Source organism: Neorhizobium lilium, from assembly GCF_004053875.1.
GTDB classification, from domain to species: domain Bacteria; phylum Pseudomonadota; class Alphaproteobacteria; order Rhizobiales; family Rhizobiaceae; genus Neorhizobium; species Neorhizobium lilii.
The window spans coordinates 105,356-125,772 of sequence record NZ_SBIP01000003.1; the positions used below are offsets into that span (position 1 = coordinate 105,356).

Consider the following 20,417-nt stretch of genomic DNA (forward strand, 5'->3'; position numbering starts at 1 on the left):
AACTATGGTTGAGGCGTCAGCCTCAGGCAACCAAGGATTAAGCCGACTTCTTGTCGTCCTTGATTTCTTCGTAGTCGGCATCGACGACACCGTCGTCCTTGCCGCCTTCGGAGGCGGACGCGCCTTCGGCCTGCTGCTGCTCATAGATGGCCTGACCGAGCTTCATGGAAACTTCCATGAGGGTCTGCGTCTTGGCCTGGATGTCGTCGGCGTCTGGCTCGGAAGCCTCGACTGCCGACTTCAGCGAAGCAAGGGCGTCCTCGATCGACTTGCGGTCGGTTTCGGAAACCTTGCTGCCATATTCCTGCAGCGACTTGTCGGTCGAGTGGATCAGGCTTTCGGCCTGGTTCTTCGCTTCGACACCGGCACGACGCTTCCGGTCCGTCTCGGCATTGGCTTCGGCGTCCTTCACCATCTTCTCGATCTCGGCGTCCGACAGACCGCCGGAAGCCTGAATGCGGATCTGCTGTTCCTTGCCGGTGCCCTTGTCCTTGGCCGAAACCTGAACGATGCCGTTGGCGTCGATGTCGAAGGTCACTTCGATCTGCGGCATGCCGCGCGGCGACGGCGGCAGGCCGACGAGGTCGAACTGGCCGAGCAGCTTGTTGTCGGCAGCCATTTCACGCTCGCCCTGCGACACGCGGATCGTCACGGCCGACTGGTTGTCCTCGGCGGTCGAGAAGGTCTGGCTCTTCTTGGTGGGGATCGTCGTGTTGCGGTCGATCAGGCGGGTGAAGACGCCGCCGAGCGTTTCGATGCCGAGCGACAGCGGGGTCACGTCGAGCAGCAGAACGTCCTTGACGTCGCCCTGCAGAACGCCGCCCTGGATGGCCGCACCCATGGCAACGACTTCATCCGGGTTGACGCCCTTGTGGGGTTCCTTGCCGAACAGCTGCTTGACGATTTCCTGAACCTTCGGCATGCGGCTCATGCCACCGACCAGAACGACTTCATCGATCTCGGCTGCAGTGACGCCGGCATCCTTGAGGGCGGCCCTGCAAGGCGCGACCGTGCGCTGGACGAGATCATCGACCAGGCTTTCGAACTTGGCGCGGGTCAGCTTCATCGTCAGGTGCTTCGGACCGGACGCGTCAGCCGTGATGAAGGGCAGGTTGATTTCGGTCTGCTGCGAAGACGACAGCTCGATCTTGGCCTTTTCGGAAGCTTCCTTGAGGCGCTGCAGGGCAAGCTTGTCGTTCTTCAGGTCGATGCCGGTGTCCTTCTTGAACTCGTCGGCAAGGTACTGAACCAGACGCATGTCGAAGTCTTCACCGCCGAGGAAGGTGTCGCCATTGGTGGACTTCACCTCGAAGACGCCGTCGCCGATTTCAAGAACCGAAATATCGAACGTGCCGCCGCCAAGGTCGTAGACAGCGATGGTCTTGCCGTCCTTCTTGTCGAGACCGTAGGCAAGCGCTGCTGCCGTCGGCTCATTGATGATGCGCAGAACTTCGAGACCGGCGATGCGGCCGGCATCCTTGGTGGCCTGACGCTGTGCGTCGTTGAAGTAGGCCGGTACGGTGATGACGGCCTTTTCGACCTTCTCGCCGAGATAGGATTCGGCCGTTTCCTTCATCTTCTGAAGGATCATCGCGGAAATCTGTGCAGGCGAATAGCCCTTGCCCTGAGCCTTGACCCAGGCGTCGCCATTGTCGCCCTTGACGATGTCGAAGGGAACGAGACCCTTGTCCTTTTCGACGGTCGGATCTTCATAGCGGCGGCCGATCAGGCGCTTGACCGCAAAGAGCGTATTGGTTGGGTTGGTCACGGCCTGGCGCTTGGCCGGCTGGCCGACGAGGCGTTCGCCGTCTTCGGTAAATGCGACCATTGAAGGTGTGGTACGCGCGCCTTCGGCGTTCTCGATCACCTTCGCGTCCTTGCCGTCCATGATGGAGACGCAGGAATTGGTGGTGCCAAGGTCGATGCCAATTACTTTTGCCATGTCTTCTCTCTCCTTTAAGCGAACCGTCGAAACCCCCTGAAGGCATTCCGCGGACGGTTCCTCGACTTGGATGGTCTTTTGATTATCGCAGCATCCGCTGCGGTCATGTGGCGTATATAAGGACGGGTTTTTCCCTCTGCAAGGCAGCAATTTCACTGCGGCGAAGCAAAAAACCGAGTTGGTCCGCGTCGTATCTGCCGGCAGAGCTACTGGCCCGTCAGAATGTCCAGAAGCGTGGTGCGGCGGCCTTCCCGGCCAGTGCTCCCCTGTCCGATATCGCCGGGCGGCACGGGTCCGCCTCCTACATCGCCCGGCGGCACCGGTCCAGACGAATCGTGCGGCCCGCGATAGGTCCGGTAATCCCGCACCGGCACATCGGCCGGTGGAACCGTATTGCCATAGCGATCGCGCGCCCGGGGAGGCGGCTGCTGTTCCTCATATTGCGGATCGGCAGGGTAGGCGCGCCGAGGGGTCACCCTTCCAGGATCGACGGCAGCCGAATCGTCGCCTGGCGGCCGCGGCGCTGGCGGATAATCCGGCGGAAGCTCTTCCTGCCTGTGTCTCCCGACGCCCGGTAGGATGCCGGAAATGATGTCGCCGATCGTCGTGGACGGGCTCTCTTGCGCCGGCGGAGCGGCAGCCGGAGGCAGGTCCAGCCCGCGATTGGTGCCGAACAGCGGGGTCGGGCTGTAGCCCTTCAGCGCTGCCGTCATGTATTCCTTCCAGGCCTTGGCCGGCAGACCGCCGCCCGTCACCTTCTTCATATAGCTGCCGTCGTCGTTACCGAACCAGACGCCGGTGGTCATGATGCTGGTATAGCCGACGAAGAGCGCGTCGCGGAAGGATTGCGTGGTGCCGGACTTGCCCGCCGCCTGCCAGCCGTCGAGCCGGGCAGCACGCCCCGTGCCTTCGTTGACGACACGGTTCATCATGCTGTTCATGGTCGCCGCAACCGGCTCGCTCAGCACGCGCGGCGGATTGGCATAGTCCGCTTCGTAGAGAACCTTCCCGTCCGTGTCGGTGATTCGCTTGACGATATGCGGGCTTGCCTTGTAGCCGCCATTCATGAAGGCCGCATAAGCGGAGGTCAGCTCCACCAGCGAGACTTCCGACGTTCCGAGCGCAATGGAGGCATTCGACTGGATGTCGGAATCGACGCCCAGCCTGTGGGCGAGGCTCACCACCTTGTCCGGGCCGACCTGCATGACCAGCTGGGCCGCAATGGTATTAAGCGACTGGGTAAAGGCAGAGACAAGCGTGACCGGACCGCGGAACTTCTCGTCGAAATTCTCGGGCGCCCAGTTGCCGATCTTGACCGGCGCGTCGTTGAGAACCGTATCGGGACGATCCCCGGCTTCGATTGCCGCGGCATACACGAAAGGCTTGAAGGCCGAGCCCGGCTGGCGCTTAGCCTTCGAAGCGCGGTTGAACTGGCTGGTCGCGTAATCCCGTCCGCCGACCACGGCCCGGATGGCACCGGTCGCATCGACTGTGACCAGGGCGGCCTGGGACGCGTTGAGCTTGCCGCCTTCCTTCTTCAGGATGTCGTTCAGTGCCTTGTCGGCAGCCGTCTCGAGCCGCGAATCGATAGTCGCCTCGACGACCACGTCCGTCTTCGGCTCGCCGATCAGTCCCTTGACCTCATCGACCACCATATCGGCCGCATATTGCTGCGCCCCGTTCCAGTTGCTCTTCGCTTTCGCCGGCGGCTGGGACATGGCGGTCTTGAGGTCGCTGTCGGTGATATAGCCTTCCTCGCGCATGGTCCCGAGCACGACCTGCGCACGAGCCTCGGCCGCCTGCGGATCGCGTGCGGGCGAAAGCCGCGACGGCGCCTTGAGGAGGCCGGCGATCGTCGCCGCTTCGCCAAGGCTCACGTCCCGGGCAGACTTGTTGAAATAGCGCCGCGAGGCCGCTTCCACGCCATAGGCGCCCGAGCCGAAGAAGACGCGGTTCAGATACATGGCCAGGATCTGGTCCTTGGTGAATTTGTGTTCAAGCCAGAAGGAGAGGAGCACTTCCTGGATCTTGCGCTCGAAAGTCCGCTCCGGCGACAGGAAGAGGTTCTTGGCGAGCTGCTGGGTGATGGTGGAGCCACCTTGGATCGGCTGTCCAGTGAGATTGTTGACGAAGGCGCGTGCAAGCCCCAACGGATCGACGCCGAAATGCGAGTAGAATCGCCGATCCTCGATGGAGATGACCGCCTGCGGCAGATAGGGCGACATTTCCTCGAGCGCCAGGGCTTCTCCGCCTGTCGATCCGCGGTTGGCGATGACCGAGCCATCGACAGCGGTGATCTTGATGTTTGGCGGGCGGTCGGGAATGGCCCAGGTGCTGGCGGCCGGCATGCGGGCACCGTAATAAAGGACAATGCCGCCGACGCCGATCACGCCCCAGATGCCAAGAACGACGCACCAGTAGAAGAGGCGACGGATACCACCGAAGAAGCCCCCGCCGGAGCCGCGCTGCGGCTTGCGGTTCCGGGCGCGCGAAGCCCTGCGGGGAACCTCGTCCGCCTCGTCATCCGGCTCGGGCTCGCGCCGGATCGGCCGGCTCTGCGCCTTCCGCGTCGCCGGCTGCCGGCCGTTGCCAATGATCCGCTCGTCCGCGTCGAGGCGGAACTCGTCAGCCTCCCGCGACCCGCCAAATGACGGTTCGACACGCTTGTTCGATCTTTCCTTGGCAGCCATGATGAGCCGGCGTACCCCCGTCGCTCGCCTGAAACAAAAACAGGTCTTGTGTGATGACCTCGCCCAGGTCCCGACTGAACTGTAAATGCGGCGATTTAAGGAGGCGTAAACCTTGGCTTATTGACCGGGTTCACCGAAGGCGGAAGAAAAACAGGCTGTACATCCTCAGAAAAAAAGGCACGATACGTTTTTGCCGAATTCCACCTTGGAGGAGGAGGGAAGGACATGCAGAAGATTGTGGAGGCAGTCATCAGAAAGGGCGATCGACGCATCGCCGTGGGCCTGGTCAGCGTCAAGCAGGCTCTCGATATGCCTGAACGCGGCCTTTACGAGTTCAGTCATCCGGAGCACGAGGCGGGCAAGACGGACGTCTTTCTCACCCACGAGGCTTTGTCAAAGCTGATGTAGGGGCGAAGCGCAGTTGCGGACCAGGGGCGGAACCTTACGGTTCTGCGGCGGGTTGTTCCTTTTTGTCGAGAAGGAGTGACCTATGGCTGCCAAGGCTTTATCCGCCGGCTTTACAGGCGATGTTGTTGATCCGGATAGTGTTTCCGTCCGCGCCAGAAGCGTTGCCGATCGCGCGCGCGATGAGGCGGGCATGGTTGTTGCCCACGCAACGGATCATCCGGCAGCGACCGGATCGGTTTTGGCCGTCGTGGCTCTGGTCGCCTTGACCATCGGCTATGCCCTGGGCTCCTCGTCCAAAAATCGCTCTCGTTTCTGGTAGTCTTGCGCCGCGTGAGCTTGAGTGAGCTGCTTCTGGAGGGCATGTCCGTCGGATTGCATGCGGAACCATCATCAGGCTGTGTCGTTGGGTCGGGAGCAACAAAGCAAGGAGATCGTCATGCCCAATCGTGACCCGCTTCCCACGCCAGGCCCGGAAACGCCCCGCGGCCCTGTGCCAAGCGACGGAATTCCGGACAGGACGCAGGAAAAGCCGCCGCTGACGCCCGCTCAGGACCCGGCGGATACCAAGAACCCTCAGGACCCGACGCTTGATCCGGCACTTCTACCCATCGGCGATCCGGCAGGAATGGCGTGAATTTGTTCTGCCATCGCACGCCTAGGCCGGCGATGGCATTGCCGCGTCCTTGTGACCCGATAGGGGCTGTCCGCTGGGGATAAACCCCTTAAATCGCACCCGTCCTAATTTGTTATTGCGATTTTATTAGGCGTGACTCAAACTGAGGCAGATCAGTGACTCCCATGATCTGCTGTGGTAAGACTGCGCTGAGCCAGTGTATCTCGCCGGATGAGATGTTCGCCGTCGGCGAGTCCCAGGGAAGGGGAGGGTCTTCGATCCAAACTTGAGGGTTGGGACCAGACTTGGGGTTGGGAGCGTGTGATGCCTACACAGATGGTCCGTCATCCGGTCAATCCGGATCAACTGAATATCCTCCAGAAAGTCTTCGATGAGACCTGTGCCGAGCATCAGATCGAAAAGGACAGTCCGGATGCCGAGGCGCTTGCCCTGATTCTGGTCAATTCCCTTCAAAAGGGCTCTAGCGAAATAGAGCAGCTTTCGGCGATCGCGGAAGCCTTGGCTAAAAACCGCTGAACTCAGGTTTGGGAACCTATTTGCCTTTCGGAAGTTGACCGACCTCTTTGAACAACTGAGGAGGCCAGTATGGCAGACCCCGTGAAGAGCCTGAAGACCCCATCTTTCGATCACGAACCGTCCAGTGCCGACTATGGCACCGAGATCAGCCGTCTGCGGACCGAAATCGCAAGCCTGCGCGAATTGATCGCCGATCGAGGTGGCGAGGCCTATGACAAGGTCGCCAAGCAAGCCAGCGTCGCGGCAGACTATGTTTCGAGCGAAGCAAGTTCCGTCGCCAACACGATCCGCGAACATCCTGCCGCCACCACGACAGTGTTTACCCTGATCGGCGCACTTGGCTTTGCGTTGGGCTTCGTCGTGGCGACCGCGTCTGCAGAAAGCAAGCAGTCCTGGTATCAACGCTACCTGACGGATCGGTTCTAAGCGACCGCGCCATCTTCTAAAATAAGATCCTGGCCGACGTCGATCCAAACGGCGCCGGTCAGCTCTGCCATACGGTCAGGACTGATTCGGACCGCAGCATTGATGGCGCCGGCAGCCGGGACGACCTCTGAAAATCGCCGCAGCGACTGGTCGCAATAGACCTGCAACGGCATTGCGAGCCCGAAGGGGCAGACGCCGCCGATCGGGTGGCCGGTAACCTCCGCCACCTCTTCCCCACCCAGCATGCGCGGCTTGGCGCCGAAGCGATCCTTGAATTTCCTGTTGTCTAGCCGCGTCGTGCCCGACATGACGACGAGAAAGGTCTGGTCGCCGGTGCGCGCGCAGATGGTCTTGGCAATCTGTGCGGGTTCGCACCCGTGGGCCTGAGCGGCTAGCGCAACTGTCGCCGAACTTTCCGGCGTAACGATGATGTCGATATTGGGAGCTGAGACGGCGAAGAAATCACGGACGGATTGGAGGCTCATGACGCAAGAATGACCTATACTTTCCGTTCATTCAAGAGCCTCCAAGAGCTATGCGAAAAACGCAATGCTGCACTGCGAAATCGTGGCTGTTTTTTAAGCGTGATTCGCGTATCTTCAAACCATCGAAGGGCGCACTCCTCCTCCCAGTGCTCTCGATGGGACCAACAACACCTCCTCCTCCCGGTTGTTGGTCAGTTTCAGAAGCCCGGCGCACCTCCTCCCGCGCCGGGCTTTCTGTATTCTGGCGCAATGCCTGCGCCGTAGCCAGCCTGACACCTTCGAGGCTAGTCGCTCATGGCAGGGCTTGTAATCAAAGCAAATGCTTCCCATTTCAGGCTTAATGGAGTTTCCGGCGCATCTTGTGAAGATGCGCAAGTTTATCGGCCGCTTCACCTGGTAAAGGTAAATACGGGAAACCGTGCCATCCCGAGACGGTTGACGAGGTCGCGTTAACGACGCGTTAACCTTTCACTGGGATGATGATCGCTAGAGCCGCGCAGATCCGGAAGGGTCGTCAGCGGCCGCGTCGGAAATGCCTGACCTATTTGGCTGTGACCACGGATGTACTGGCACGCATGAATAGGAGTGGAAAGGTCGGGCTTGCCCCGGCCTTTTTGTTTTAGCCGTAGCCTGCAAAGGCGTGAGGCAGGAAAGGGCTTCGCAGCAATGCGGAGCCCTTTCTGTTTCGTTGGCCTCTACTTTTTGGCCAGCGCCGCGAGAATGCGTGCCCAGGACCGGATGCCCTTGTGGTACGAGGTCAGGTCGTATTTCTCGTTGGGGGAGTGAATCCGGTCGTCGTTGAGGCCGAAGCCGACCAACAGGGATTCCATGCCGAGCAGCTTCTGGAAGTCCCCGACGATCGGAATAGAGCCACCGACGCCCACGATCACGGCCGGCTTCGGCCACTCGTCGGACAGCGCTGTCTTGGCCTTGGTCAGCAGCGGCGAATCATAGCCGAGCTGGATAGCCGGCGAACCGCCGTGCTCGATGAACTCCACGGAGCAATCAGCCGGGATCTTCGAACGGACATAGGCGCGGAAGCTCGCGCGGATCTTTTCGGGGTCCTGATCGCCTACCAGCCGGCAGGAAACCTTGGCCGAGGCCTGCGCGGCGATGACCGTCTTGAAGCCCTGGCCTGTGTAGCCGCCGGTAATGCCGTTGAACTCGCAGGTCGGTCGCGCCCAGATAAGCTCCAGTATGGAGCGGCCCTTCTCGCCCGACAATTCAGACAGACCAACCTCTTCCAGAAGATCAACGTCGCCGCCCGTCATCGCTTCCCACGATGCCTTAAGGTTGGAGGGCGTTTCCTCGACACCGTCGTAGAAGCCTTCCAGCGTCACACGGCCGTTTTCGTCGTGCAGCCCGGCGAGGATCTTGGACAGGATCTGGATCGGATTGGCCGCAGCGCCGCCATACATGCCCGAATGCAGGTCGCGGCTCGCAGCCTTGACGATGATTTCTTCCCCGACCAGTCCCCGCAGAGAGGCCGTGATCGCCGGCGTCTCGCCATCCCACATGCCCGTGTCGCAGACGAGCGCATAGTCGGCCTTCAACTCCTCGGCATGCGCGTCGAGAAAGGGCTTCAGCGATGGCGAGCCGGATTCTTCCTCGCCCTCGAACAGGATTGTTACCCGTACCGGCAGGCTGCCATGCACGTCCTTATAGGCGCGGCATGCTTCCACGAAGGTCAGCAACTGCCCCTTGTCGTCCGCCGTTCCGCGCCCGGTGATGACCTTGCGGCCGTTGCCGAACTCCTTGAGCTTCGAATCGAACGGATCGTCCTCCCAAAGCTCGATCGGGTCGATCGGCTGGACGTCATAGTGACCGTAGAAGAGCACATGCGGTGCATCCGCGTTCGACCCCGCATGATGCCCGACGACCATGGGATGGCCGGTGGTGTCGCGAACGGAGGCTTCGAAGCCGAGTGCATTCAGTTCGGCCGCCAGCCATTCGGCGGCCTTGCGGCAATCCGCGCTGTAAGCAGGATCGGTGGAAATAGACTTGATGCGCACGAGGTCGAAGAGCCTTTCCAGGCTCTGGGGCATGTTTTCATCGGCGCGGGCAAGAACGGCGGAAAGATCGGTCATGGAAATATCCTGTCTTCGGGACGGGGAGCAGCGCCGACAAGCGGCGTAATACGGCTCCACGGCCAGCAGTTAACAAGCCGCAGGCTGCCGATACAATGAAAAAGACAGGCTCCCAGAGCCATTTCCGAACGGACGGATACGGTCGAGCCTTGTTGTCAGAGAGATTCAGCTTCCCCGCAGCTTGGTCAGAGCTTGCGCGCGTTCTCGATGATCACCTTCATATATTCAATCATCAGTTCGCGCTCGAAGCGCCGGAAGCCTTGGAACATGGCGGCATCCGCTTCTGCGGCAGCGTCCAGCGCCTGTCGCTCCAAATCGCGGCCGAGCTCAGTCAGCGTGATGATCTGCGCGCGCTTGTCACCGGGGTGAGGGTGTCGGGCGATGAGCCCGTCGCGCTCCATGCGCGCCAGCGTATTTGCAAGGGTGGCCTGCTCTACTTCGAGCTTATCCAGCAATTGCTTCTGGGTTAGCCCGTCCTGCTGCCACAGTTCGAGCAGGACCGGAAATTGTCCGGGCGAAAAACCAAGTATGGTCGAACGCTTTTGCAGCGAGCGCGCAAAGCTCTTCGCCATCTGTCCGGCCAGATAGGTCGCCGATTGGGAGCGATCGAATGCCATGTCCCTGGGGTCCATTCCTCGAATGCGCGAGCTATTTGCAGGTCTGGAAGGATACATCGCATGGCATGCTTTCGCCAAGCCTGCGCAGTGGGCACGTGATGTTCTGGGGGAAACAAACCGCCACGGCCTGGGAGGGGGCACGGGCCGTGGCGGTCGGATGGGAGGACAAAGGCCCGGAGAGGGGGATAGGCCTTTGTCCAGTCTGGTGCGGCGGGGGACGAGCCGGCTTCCAGACTGCGGCGTGATCAGTCGCCGGTGAATTGAAAATGAGAGCCCGAATACGGCAATTCAAGGGAAGCTGCGATTACAAATCGGTAACGTTCCAGTGAGCCTGTCGACACGGTCGGGGCCAAGTTTTCGTGGACGCGGTAGCGGCCCCGCGCTATTCCAGTGCCCATGAAAAAAGGCGATCATCTCTTCCTCGTGGACGGCTCCGGCTTCATCTTCAGAGCTTTCCATGCGCTCCCGCCATTGACCCGGAAATCCGACGGTCTTCCCGTTGGAGCCGTCTCCGGCTTCTGCAATATGCTGTGGAAGCTGTTGACGGATGCCCGCGACACCTCCGTCGGCGTCACGCCCAGCCATTTCGCCGTCATCTTCGACTATGCGTCGAAGACGTTCCGCAAGGACATCTACGACGCCTACAAGGCAAACCGTTCTGCACCGCCGGAGGAACTGGTGCCGCAGTTCGGGCTGATCCGCCAAGCCACGCGCGCGTTCAACCTTCCCTGCATCGAGACGGAAGGCTTCGAGGCCGACGACATCATCGCCACCTATGCCCGCAAGGCCGAAGCGGCCGGCGCCGACGTCACCATCATCTCGTCCGACAAGGATCTGATGCAGCTGGTGACCTCCAATGTCCACATGTACGACAGCATGAAGGACAAGCAGATCGGCGTGGCCGAGGTCATCGAGAAATGGGGCGTCGGCCCTGAAAAAATGATCGACCTGCAGGCCATGGTCGGCGACACCGTGGACAACGTGCCAGGTATTCCCGGCATCGGCCCCAAGACGGCGGCGCAGCTTCTGGAGGAATTCGGCGATCTCGACACGCTTCTTGAGCGGGCAGGCGAGATCAAGCAGGTCAAGCGGCGGGAAAACATCGTCGCCCATGCGGAGCAGGCACGCCTGTCGCGCCGTCTGGTGGAATTGAGGACGGATGTCCCGCTTGGTCTCGATCTTGAGGCACTGGTGCTCGAGCCGCAGGACGGTCCAAAGCTGGTCGCCTTCCTGAAGGCGATGGAATTCGGCACCCTGACCCGCCGTGTGGCCGCCGCCTGCGCCTGCGATGCCGAGGCCATAGAGCCTGCGGTCATTACCGTGGAGAGCGGTGCAACTGCGCGCGGCCCCGATCTTGATCCGGAACAGGCGGGCTCAAGTTCGGTCGCCGCGCCGGCAGCCCCAAGGACTGCCAGGTCGCAGCAGACCGGAACGGAACTCGGCAAGGACATGCGTCCCGCCGATCTCGCCAAGACGCGCGCCGAGGCCTTCGCAACCGCCAAGATTGACCGGTCCTGCTATGTCACGATCCGCGAGATCGAGGAGCTGGACGACTGGATAAGAGGCGCGCTGGATACCGGCATCCTTGCCGTCGAGGCAGAAGGCAATTCGATCGACCCCATGCAGGGGGAGCTGGCAGGGATATCGCTGGCGCTGCTGGACAACACCCATGCACCATCCGGCGGTGAGATCCGCTCGGCCTATATCCCGCTCGACCATAAGACCGGAGAAGGCGATCTTTTGGGCGGCGGCAGGGCCGATAACCAGCTGACAATAAGAGAAGCTTTGGATCGACTGAAACCGCTTCTGGAGAACCCTTCAGTCCTCAAGCTCGGCCACAATCTGAAATTCGCCTATCTGCTGCTGAAGCGCTACGGCATCACACTCCAAAGCTACGATGACGTCATGCTGATGTCTTACGTGCTGGAAGCCGGCAAGGGCGGACAGGGGCTCGATTCCCTTTCGGAGCGCTGGCTCGGCCACGTGCCCATGACCTGGAAGGACGTGGCCGGCAGCGGCAAGTCCGGTCTCAGCTTCGACAAGGTCGATATCGAAAGGGCCATGGCCTATGCCGCCGAGAAGGTGGACCTGACCATGCGCATCTGGCTGGTACTGAAGCCGCGGCTGGCGTCGGAAAAGCTGACCACCGTCTACGAGCGTCTTGAGCGGCCCATGGTCGCGACGCTGGCAGAGATGGAGGAGCGCGGCATCACCATCGACCGGCAGATCCTCTCCCGGCTGTCCGGCGAGCTTGCCCAGAAGGCAGCGGCCGTGGAGGACGAGATCTTCCAGCTCGCCGGCGAAAAGTTCACCATAGGCTCGCCGAAGCAGCTAGGCGACATCCTGTTCGGGAAGATGGGTCTGTCCGGCGGCGCCAAGACCAAGACCGGCCAATGGTCGACCTCCGCACAGGTGCTCGAAGAACTGGCCGCCGTCCACGAGCTGCCGCGCAAGATCGTCGATTGGCGCCAGCTGACCAAGCTCAAGTCCACCTATACGGATGCACTGCCGGGCTATGTGCATCCGCAGACAAAGCGCGTCCACACCTCCTATTCGCTGGCCTCCACCACGACCGGACGTCTCTCGTCCGTGGAACCGAACCTGCAGAACATCCCGATCCGGACGACGGAGGGTCGAAAGATCCGGGCAGCCTTCATCTCAACCCCCGGGCACAAGCTGGTGTCGGCGGATTACAGCCAGATCGAGCTCCGTGTGCTCGCGCATGTGGCGGATATCCCGCAGCTGCGCCAAGCCTTTGCCGAGGGCATCGACATCCATTCCATGACCGCGTCGGAAATGTTCGGCGTCCCGGTCGAGGGCATGCCGGCCGATATCCGACGCCGCGCCAAGGCCATCAACTTCGGCATCATCTACGGCATTTCCGCTTTTGGCCTCGCCAACCAGCTGTCGATCGAGCGGTCGGAAGCGGGAGAATACATCAAAAGGTATTTCGAGCGCTTTCCCGGCATTCGCGACTATATGGAAAACACCAAGAGCTTTGTGCGCGAGCATGGCTATGTGGAAACCATTTTCGGACGGCGGGCGCATTATCCGGAAATCCGCTCTTCCAATCCGTCGGTCAGGGCCTTCAACGAACGGGCGGCAATCAACGCTCCCATCCAGGGCTCGGCTGCCGACATCATTCGCCGCGCCATGGCAAGGATGGAATCGGCGCTTGCCCAGGCAGGCCTTGAGGAAAAAGCACGCATGCTTCTTCAGGTACATGACGAGCTGATTTTCGAGGTCGAGGACGCCGAGATCGAGCGGACGCTGCCGGTCGTGGTGACGACGATGGAGCAGGCAGCCATGCCGGCCATCGCCATGAAGGTGCCGCTGAAGGTGGATGCCCGCGCCGCCGTCAACTGGGATGAGGCGCACTGACGGGTTCGTCAGGACTACTCGGGATAGAGCGACACCAGCGCCGTAGACAAAAGCTCGTCCGCATAGGAGCAGGCCGAAAGCCGCGCCGGCTCGTCCATGCCCACTTCGTGACAACGCTGCCGAACGGTATCGAGAATAAGGCTTGCTATGCCGCGGGCGTGTTCCGCATCCGCAGTCTCTGACGTATCGAGCGCTAGCGCCAGCGCAGTCATAGATACGATTTCCAGCACGACCACCCGTGCTTCGAGATCCGGTTGGATGGACCCCTCCGTCTTGTCTCCGTTCCGTGAGTTGGTCTCGGTCATGATGCCCGCCTCTAGGTTAGTAGAGGCAGATAGAGGCCGCAACGTAAGTTTAAAGCGATGCGTTCGAGTTTTCACTGTCGATCAGGCTTTTACCGGCAAGCAATTGGTGAGCGCCTCGATCATGGCCGCCCCCGATTGTTCGATCGAGCCGCTATTGTCGATGGTGACGACACGGTAATCACCCGTAACACCAAGCGCGCTACGCTGAAGCCGCTGCAGGATATCCTGTCGGCTCTCGCGACCGCGGGCCTCCAGCCTATACGCCAGAACCTCAGGACGTGCCGTCACATTGATCACCACGAGCGACGGAAAGGCTTGCCTGAACAGGCCGAGCGCCGAGCGGGAGCCGTTGGCGATGACGAGCCGGCCCTTGTCCACCGCGTCGCGTGTTTCCACCGGAATGCCGTAGCGCAGACCATGCGCTTCCCAGCACACGGCAAACCGGCCGGCAGCCTTGAGCATCTCGAACTCGCTCTCGGTCACGCCGTCATGCACTTCGCCGCCGGCAGCAGGATCGCGGGTGATGATCCTGCGCACGAAGATCATGTCCTCGCGGTCTTCGAAGAAGCGGGCGGCATGGGCGAGCAGCGTGTCCTTGCCGGCGCCGCTTGGGCCGACCACCGCCACCATGCAGCCTTTCGGCCGCGGTTCGAGTGCTTCGGAAGCCATGGATCAGGCCACCCGCCGGCCTTCCCGCCAGATAGCCCGTGCCACCGGCACGCCTTCCTGGCGGTGGACGCGCACGAGATCGGCGCGCAGGCCCGGGGCGATACGGCCACGGTCGTTGAGGCCGACGCTTTTCGCCGGCGTCGCCGTGACCATGGCGAGCGCCTGCGGCAGGCTCACGCCTTCCACTTCGTCAGCCAGCACGAAGGGCGCATAGAGCAGGCTGAGCGGCACGTAATCGGACGACAAGACGTCGAGCACGCCTTTTTCGGCGAGGTCTCGGGCGGCGATATTGCCCGAATGCGATTTGCCGCGCACGACGTTCGGCGCACCCATGAGCACGCTCATGCCCGCCTCGTGCGAGGCCTTGGCGGCATCGAAGCTGGTCGGAAACTCCGCAATCTTCACGCCGTTCTCGATCGCTTCGCCGACATGCGAGAGTGTCGCGTCGTCATGGCTCGCAACCGTGATGCTGCGCTCGGAGCAGACCTTGGCAATGGCAAGCCGGTGCGGCGTGGAGTTGCGCGCCGATTCCGCCTGCCGGCGTGCGATGAACTCGGCGAAGACGTCGTCGCTGAGGCCGCGCTTCTTCTGGTAGTAGAAAATATACTGGTCCATGGTCTGGAACTGCCGCTGGCCAGGCGCATGGTCCATCAGCGAGACGAGCCGAACGAATGGGTCCGTCTCGAAATCCGAGAAATGCTCCAGCACATTGTCGGCCGAAACTTCGCAGCGCAGGTGGATCAGGTGGTTGGAGCGCAGCCGGCCCTCGCGCTCGGCCGCCTGGATGGCATCCGCCATGCCGCGCATCTCGCCACGCTCGAAGCCGCCATCCTCGTCGGCGCCCATGCGCAGGCAGTCGAATACGGTGGTGATGCCGGACGATGCGACCTGCGCGTCATGGGCCTGGATCGCAGCCGTCATGTTCCAGCGCACGCCGGGACGCGGCGAATAATGTTGTTCGAGATGGTCGGTGTGAAGTTCCACCAGGCCGGGGATGAGGTAATCGCCTTCCAGATCCTCGCCCGTGCGGACATTACCTTCGGAAATGTCGACGATCTTGCCGTCGCGGACGAGCACGGAGCCGGACACGATGCTGTCCTCCAGCACGATGCGGGCATTGGTGAAGGCAAGTTCGGCGGTCATGGCATGGTCTCTCTATTGTCTGCGGAAGTCGCCAGCGGCAGCCAGCGATGAACATGGAAGGGCTCGCCACGCGCAGGCTCGACGAAGAGCGCAAGCCCATCGATCGAAAGCGGCTGTCCGTTGAAGGCAGCAAAGCGACGCTCCAGCTCGCGGCGCATGGCGGGCGCAAGCTCCGGATCGACCTGCCCCGTCAACGTCATGTGAAAGCGGAAGTCGTCGTTGACGTAAGGATAGCCCCAGCGCTCCAGATTGGCGCGCTCCGCGGGGTTAAGCTTTTCCGGATTGCGCCTAGCCAGGTCGGTCTCGCTCAAGGGTGCGCGGAAAGGCTCGAATTCTTGGACGACCTGAAAGGCGACGTCCTGCAGTCGCGGATAGACCTGGTCGGGAACCAGGGCAAAGAAGCGCCCGAGCTGGCCGACCACCGCCCGCGGAACCTCGAATGCAGGGGTGCGCGCAGCGAAAGCCTCGAACGCGGCGACAAGCTCCGATTCCTGGCGTCCTTCGGCGAGCGCAAAGGGCGCTTTCAACGTCGCGTGGAAGCCGTAGCGGCGCGGATCGGCAGTCAGCGCATGCACTGTTTCAGGCTCTATCCCTGGCACCTCCGGCACCGGATGCGTCTCGCCGGTAAAGGCGTCGCGCCCGAGCCACTCGGCCGCAGCTTTACTCAGCGGATGGGTCGCAGAAGGCGAAAAGTAGAGGGCATAGCGCACGATGATCGTCCGGACGTTCGGGGAGGGCCGTAAGCCGCAGAGGCGGTTCGGGCATGGGATGCGCTAGAAGATTTACATGACAGAATGATGATGCCGAAGCGATTTCTCAATGTCGCATGGATGCCTTGTTGGTGCCCATCAGCCGGTGCCGCAGGGCATTGGAGGCAGCGTCGAAAATAAACACGACGAGGAGGATGAGAAGCACCATGTAGCCGACATTGGCCCAGTTGGAATTGGTGCGCATGGCCTCCCAGAGCTTCAGGCCGATGCCGCCGGCACCGACAGCCCCGATGATGGTGGCGCCGCGGACGTTCGATTCCCACTGATAGAGCGTCTGGCTGACCATGACCGGCACGATCTGCGGCATAACCCCGTAACGGTGGACGAGCGCGGTGGAGGCCCCGGTGGACTTGATGCCCTCGCGCGGCTTGTCATCGATGTTTTCGAGTCCTTCCGAGTAGAGCTTGCCGAGCGTGCCGGTCTCGGTGAGGAAAATCGCGCCGCTGCCGGCAAGCGGTCCGGGTCCAAAAGCGCGGGTGAGAAACAGAGCCCAGATCAGCATGTCCACGGAGCGCAGGAAATCGAACATGCGCTTCAGCACCTGGTTGAGAAACCGGTTGGGCGTGATGTTTCGGGCGGCGAAAAACGCAAGCGGGAAAGCTACCAATGCGCCGAGCAGCGTGCCGAGAAAGGCCATCACGATCGTCTGGAACAGCTTGGTCCAGACGTCGCCGTGCTGCCAGGCATTGTTGTACCAGATATTGTCCCAGGCGAGCGAGAGATTGGATTGCGCCGGGTCGAGGCGGGGACCGGAAGCGATCAGGCTGATGACCTCTCCCGCCGGCTTCCCGAAGAAGGGCGAGTGGGTATCGAAGACGAAGTTAGCCCAGCCGAGGAAGCGCTTGCGGACCCGCACCCGGTCGGACGAGATGCTGGCGTCCCCCGAAAATCCGAAACTGGCAAGCACGTTGTCGTCATAGACCGTCATCCAGGGTGGCGCCTGGCCGATGACGCGCGGGTTCTCGCCGCTGAGATCCACAGTGACGCTTTGCCCATAGGCGTTGACGACGGCCTGGCCGCGGCTGACGGCCACGCTGCGGCTGGTGCCGCTGACGAGGACGGTGAGCCCACCTTCGGGGTTGGTCACGATCCAGTCAGGGTGCGGATCGTCACCCAGCACCGAGAAACGAGGATAGCGGGTCTCGATACTGCCATCGTCCTTGAGGCGCAGCTCCGGCTGCACGTCATAGCTGACCCATTGCGTGAGGTAGATGCCGAAACGCTGCCATTGAGCTTCCGCCACAAGCCGCGGCAGATCGAAAAACCACATCGCATAGACGCCGTAGAGCAGGGTCCCGGCCACGACAAGGGCAAACCCGAAGCGCTGGCGGAAGGAGCGCTTGAAGTAATGGGGGTAGCGTTCCTCGATCTCGTGGCGCCGGCTCTCATGGATCATGGACAAGGTCATCGCGACGGTCCTCGGCGTTCAATGCTGGAGAAGGAAGGCGTGTTCGCCGACCAGTTTACGGCGCAGCCAGGCGGAGAACTGATCGACAGCAACGATGGTCACGAACAGCAGAAGCACGAGCGCCACGGTCTTTGCGCCGAAACCGCGGGAGATCGAGAGCTTCAGTTCCTCGCCGATGCCACCGCCGCCGACTGCGCCGATGATGGTCGAGGTGCGCACGTTGATCTCAAGGCGCAGCAGCGCGTAGGAGGTGAAGTTGGGCAGCACCTGAGGCACGGCGGCGAAGCGAACACGCTCGAACCAGTTGGCGCCGACCGCCCGCAGCCCGTCGTCCGACTTCATGTCGGCATTTTCCACCACTTCGTAGAAGAGCTTGCCGAGCGCGCCGATGGTGTGAAGGCTGACGGCGATGATGGCCGCGACCGGCCCGATGGAAAGGACGGCGGCGAACAGTCCGGCGATGACGATTTCCGGGAAGGCACGCAGCACTTCCATGACCCGCTTGGCGACAAGCCGCAGCGGCGTGGACGGGCTGAAATTGCGGGCTGCGAGAAAGCTCATCGGCACGGCAAACACGAAGCCGACAATGGTGGAAACGATCGCGATATTGATCGTGGTGAGCATCAGCTCAAAATATTCGGGAATGTAGAAGCCGCCGGAGACATAGACCCGTCCCTTGGCGAAATTATACTCTTCGCCGCCCTTGTCGTTGGGGCTCGCAATGTCGAACAGAGCCCGCCAGACATCCGACCACTCTTTCGGGATCAGCCAGCTCAGGAAGTCGAACAGATGCGGCAGGCGCTCGAAGAAATGTCCGGCATTGCTCTCGTCGGCAAAGCGCATGGAACTGATCAGGGCAACGAGAAGGATCCCGAGGCCGATCAGCGTGTAGACGCGCCGCTTGGCGACCATACGGTCCCAGGCAGTAACGATCTCATGGCCCGTCGGCTGCATTTCGGTCGTGGTCATGAATGTTCCGTCGATCCTCAAGGCCTGCGTTCATAAGGAAAGGGCGGCCGTTGCCGACCGCCCTTCCTATATGTGAGGCATCAGCCGCCGATAGCCGCCTTGCGGGCATCGATGATGGCGCTGTAGAACTCATGCTTCACCGGGACATAACCCGTGAAATCGCCACCTTCGATGGCGTTGAAGCACTTTGCGTCGGTCTTCGGCAGTGCCAGGTAGAAATCGGCAAGCTTCTTCGTCCACTCCTGGCCAAGCCCGTTGCGCACAACGACCGGGCCGTTCGGGATAAGCGGTGAGCGCCAGACTTCGATCAGCTTGTTGGGGTCGATAGAACCCTTGGCAACAACCTTGTGGAAGGTCCCGGAGGTGAAGCCGTCCTTGAAATCGCCGATGCCCGACGAATCGTCCACGGCAACATCGACCTTGCCGTCATAGGCAGCGAGCAGGTTATTTTCGTGACCGCCGTTGAACTGCGTCGAGGCGAAGAACTTCTCGTTGGGCTCACCCGTGGTCTTCGGGATCTGTGTCAGCGGGATCAGATAGCCGGAAGTGGAGTCCGGATCGGCGTAGCCAAGCTTCTTGCCCTTGGCATCCTTGATCGACTTGATGCCGGAGGACTTCAGCGCCAGGCCGATCGAGTAGTAGCCGGTCGAACCGTCCTTCTGCTGCGTCGTCAGGATAGGCGTAACGGCCTTGGGGTCCTTCAGGGAAACGGCAGCATAGCCGGAAGCGCCGAGGCTGGCGACGTCGAGAGTGCCGCCGAGCAGGCCCTGGATCACGCCGTCATAGTCGGCAGCCGGGAAGAGCGAAACCTTCTCGAAGCCGAATTCCTTTTTCAGGTGGTCGGATAGGCAGGCATAGTTGCGCAGGCGGTCGGCTTCGTTCTCGCCGCCGAGAATGCCGATCCGCAGTTCCTTGAGGTCGGCGGCCTGAGCGGCGGCGCCGCTTGCGAGCGCGACAAGCGCGGTCGCTGCAAAAAGCATGTTCTTCAGCATGGTTTCTCTCCTGATTGACCGGTTTGCCCGGGGTCTTTCGTGGTGAAGACGTGTCGCCCTTTACGCGGGCTTACGATCCTGGTGCGGCTCAGGCCCTGGCGCCCGCCAAGGTCCCGACAGCGGCAGATTGCAAAGCGCCGGCAGCCTGTGCCGCGGCGGGAATGTTGATGCTCGTCGAGGTCATGCTCTCGTCGATGCCGGCGCCATCCTTGTCGGAGCCGTAGATCTCGCAAACGGCCGTCGCGGTCAGCGCCGATGCCGGTCCGTCGAACACCACGCGACCGCCGGCCATGCCGATGATCCGGTCACAATAATTGCGGGCCGTGTCGAGCGTGTGAAGGTTGGTGATGACGGTAATGCCTTCGCGCTCGTTGATGTCGCGCAGCGCATCCATCACGATCTTGGCGTTGAGCGGATCGAGCGAGGCGATAGGCTCGTCGGCAAGCAGCATTTTCGGCGACTGCATCAGCGCCCGGGCAATCGCGACGCGCTGCTGCTGGCCGCCGGAAAGCGTTCCTGCAGGCTGAAGGGCGGTCTGCTCGATGCCGAGCCGTTCCAGGGCGGCAATCGCCATGATGCGCTCTTCGCGGGTAAAGATGCTGAGCATGCTCATCGCCGTCGAGCGATGGTTGAGACGCCCGAGCAGCACATTGGTCATCACGTCGAGGCGCGGCACGAGGTTGAATTGCTGAAATATCATTGCGCAGTCGCGCTGCCACCGGCGCAGCGCCGCACCCTTAAGGGCAGAAACTTCCAGTTCGCCGAAACGGATGGAACCGGAGCTGGGGTCCTGCAGGCGGTTGATCATCCGCAGCAGCGTCGATTTACCGGCGCCGGAGCGGCCGATCACCCCGACCATCTGGCCCTGGGGGATCTCGACGGTAACTGCATCCACCGCAGTTCTGTCACCGAAACGGCGGGTCAGGTTTTTCAGTTCGAACGTCATGCTCTCTCGCCTGTCCAGCTTCTGCGAGA

The 20,417-nt window shown here is 61.7% G+C and carries 19 protein-coding genes; 6 read left to right on the forward strand and 13 right to left on the reverse strand.

The features are described 5' to 3' along the window. Window positions 1-37 precede the first annotated feature (37 nt). Window positions 38-1,942, reverse strand: a complete 1,905-nt coding sequence (gene dnaK / locus EPK99_RS13025) for a molecular chaperone DnaK (protein WP_128443523.1) — start codon at window positions 1,940-1,942, stop codon at window positions 38-40. A gap of 206 nt (window positions 1,943-2,148) precedes the next feature. Further along, window positions 2,149-4,632 carry a transglycosylase domain-containing protein gene (locus EPK99_RS13030; RefSeq protein ID WP_128443524.1) on the reverse strand — a complete coding sequence of 828 codons (2,484 nt, stop codon included), beginning with the start codon at window positions 4,630-4,632 and terminating at the stop codon, window positions 2,149-2,151. 225 nt (window positions 4,633-4,857) lie between these two features. On the opposite strand from EPK99_RS13030, the gene EPK99_RS13035 reads away from it, so the two are divergent. The 5 genes from EPK99_RS13035 to EPK99_RS13055 all read left to right on the forward strand — a co-directional run bounded on the left by EPK99_RS13035 (window position 4,858) and on the right by EPK99_RS13055 (window position 6,616). After that, window positions 4,858-5,040, forward strand: a complete 183-nt coding sequence (locus EPK99_RS13035) for a hypothetical protein (protein ID WP_128443525.1) — start codon at window positions 4,858-4,860, stop codon at window positions 5,038-5,040. An 82-nt stretch (window positions 5,041-5,122) separates the two neighbouring features. Continuing rightward, entirely contained in the window at window positions 5,123-5,359 is a 237-nt protein-coding gene (locus tag EPK99_RS13040) for a hypothetical protein (protein ID WP_128443526.1), read from the forward strand. Window positions 5,360-5,476: 117 nt separating this feature from the next. After that, complete coding sequence (locus tag EPK99_RS13045; protein WP_128443527.1) at window positions 5,477-5,674, forward strand: hypothetical protein; 198 nt, start codon at window positions 5,477-5,479, stop codon at window positions 5,672-5,674. 303 nt (window positions 5,675-5,977) lie between these two features. Next, on the forward strand, window positions 5,978-6,190 hold the full coding sequence (locus tag EPK99_RS13050; RefSeq protein WP_128443528.1) for a hypothetical protein: 213 nt from the start codon (window positions 5,978-5,980) through the stop codon (window positions 6,188-6,190). A 69-nt stretch (window positions 6,191-6,259) separates the two neighbouring features. After that, window positions 6,260-6,616, forward strand: coding sequence for a hypothetical protein (locus tag EPK99_RS13055; protein WP_128443529.1), 357 nt, complete (start codon window positions 6,260-6,262; stop codon window positions 6,614-6,616). On the opposite strand, the gene EPK99_RS13060 is transcribed toward EPK99_RS13055, so the two are convergent. The 3 genes from EPK99_RS13060 to EPK99_RS13070 form a co-directional block, all read right to left on the reverse strand. After that, window positions 6,613-7,101, reverse strand: coding sequence for a YbaK/EbsC family protein (locus EPK99_RS13060; protein ID WP_128443530.1), 489 nt, complete (start codon window positions 7,099-7,101; stop codon window positions 6,613-6,615). The genes EPK99_RS13055 and EPK99_RS13060 overlap by 4 nt on opposite strands. A gap of 695 nt (window positions 7,102-7,796) precedes the next feature. After that, window positions 7,797-9,188 carry a M20/M25/M40 family metallo-hydrolase gene (locus EPK99_RS13065; protein WP_128443531.1) on the reverse strand — a complete coding sequence of 464 codons (1,392 nt, stop codon included), beginning with the start codon at window positions 9,186-9,188 and terminating at the stop codon, window positions 7,797-7,799. A 185-nt stretch (window positions 9,189-9,373) separates the two neighbouring features. Next, window positions 9,374-9,805, reverse strand: a complete 432-nt coding sequence (locus EPK99_RS13070) for a MarR family winged helix-turn-helix transcriptional regulator (protein WP_128443532.1) — start codon at window positions 9,803-9,805, stop codon at window positions 9,374-9,376. A 396-nt stretch (window positions 9,806-10,201) separates the two neighbouring features. On the opposite strand from EPK99_RS13070, the gene polA reads away from it, so the two are divergent. Beyond that, a complete protein-coding gene (gene polA, locus EPK99_RS13075; RefSeq protein ID WP_128443533.1) occupies window positions 10,202-13,186 on the forward strand; it encodes a DNA polymerase I in 2,985 nt (994 codons plus the stop codon). 14 nt (window positions 13,187-13,200) lie between these two features. Here polA and EPK99_RS13080 read toward each other — a convergent pair whose 3' ends face one another. The 8 genes from EPK99_RS13080 to phnC all read right to left on the reverse strand — a co-directional run bounded on the left by EPK99_RS13080 (window position 13,201) and on the right by phnC (window position 20,388). Next, a complete protein-coding gene (locus EPK99_RS13080; protein WP_128443534.1) occupies window positions 13,201-13,491 on the reverse strand; it encodes a hypothetical protein in 291 nt (96 codons plus the stop codon). Window positions 13,492-13,572: 81 nt separating this feature from the next. Next, window positions 13,573-14,160 (reverse strand): phosphonate metabolism protein/1,5-bisphosphokinase (PRPP-forming) PhnN, encoded by a 588-nt coding sequence (phnN, locus tag EPK99_RS13085; protein WP_128443535.1) that lies wholly within the window; start codon window positions 14,158-14,160, stop codon window positions 13,573-13,575. Between the two features lie 3 nt (window positions 14,161-14,163). After that, window positions 14,164-15,303 carry an alpha-D-ribose 1-methylphosphonate 5-triphosphate diphosphatase gene (locus EPK99_RS13090; RefSeq protein WP_128443536.1) on the reverse strand — a complete coding sequence of 380 codons (1,140 nt, stop codon included), beginning with the start codon at window positions 15,301-15,303 and terminating at the stop codon, window positions 14,164-14,166. Then, window positions 15,300-16,013, reverse strand: a complete 714-nt coding sequence (locus EPK99_RS13095; protein WP_128443537.1) for a DUF1045 domain-containing protein — start codon at window positions 16,011-16,013, stop codon at window positions 15,300-15,302. Before EPK99_RS13095 ends, EPK99_RS13090 begins: the two co-directional genes overlap by 4 nt. A 106-nt stretch (window positions 16,014-16,119) precedes the next feature. Then, complete coding sequence (gene phnE / locus EPK99_RS13100; protein WP_425374199.1) at window positions 16,120-17,481, reverse strand: phosphonate ABC transporter, permease protein PhnE; 1,362 nt, start codon at window positions 17,479-17,481, stop codon at window positions 16,120-16,122. An 18-nt stretch (window positions 17,482-17,499) separates the two neighbouring features. Continuing rightward, window positions 17,500-18,450 carry a phosphonate ABC transporter, permease protein PhnE gene (gene phnE / locus EPK99_RS13105; protein WP_128443538.1) on the reverse strand — a complete coding sequence of 317 codons (951 nt, stop codon included), beginning with the start codon at window positions 18,448-18,450 and terminating at the stop codon, window positions 17,500-17,502. Window positions 18,451-18,530: 80 nt separating this feature from the next. After that, the gene (gene phnD / locus EPK99_RS13110; RefSeq protein WP_128443539.1) at window positions 18,531-19,442 is read right to left on the reverse strand and encodes a phosphonate ABC transporter substrate-binding protein; all 912 of its coding nucleotides are present in this window, start codon (window positions 19,440-19,442) and stop codon (window positions 18,531-18,533) included. An 88-nt stretch (window positions 19,443-19,530) separates the two neighbouring features. Beyond that, window positions 19,531-20,388, reverse strand: a complete 858-nt coding sequence (phnC, locus tag EPK99_RS13115) for a phosphonate ABC transporter ATP-binding protein (protein WP_128443540.1) — start codon at window positions 20,386-20,388, stop codon at window positions 19,531-19,533. Between the last annotated feature and the right edge of the window lie 29 nt (window positions 20,389-20,417).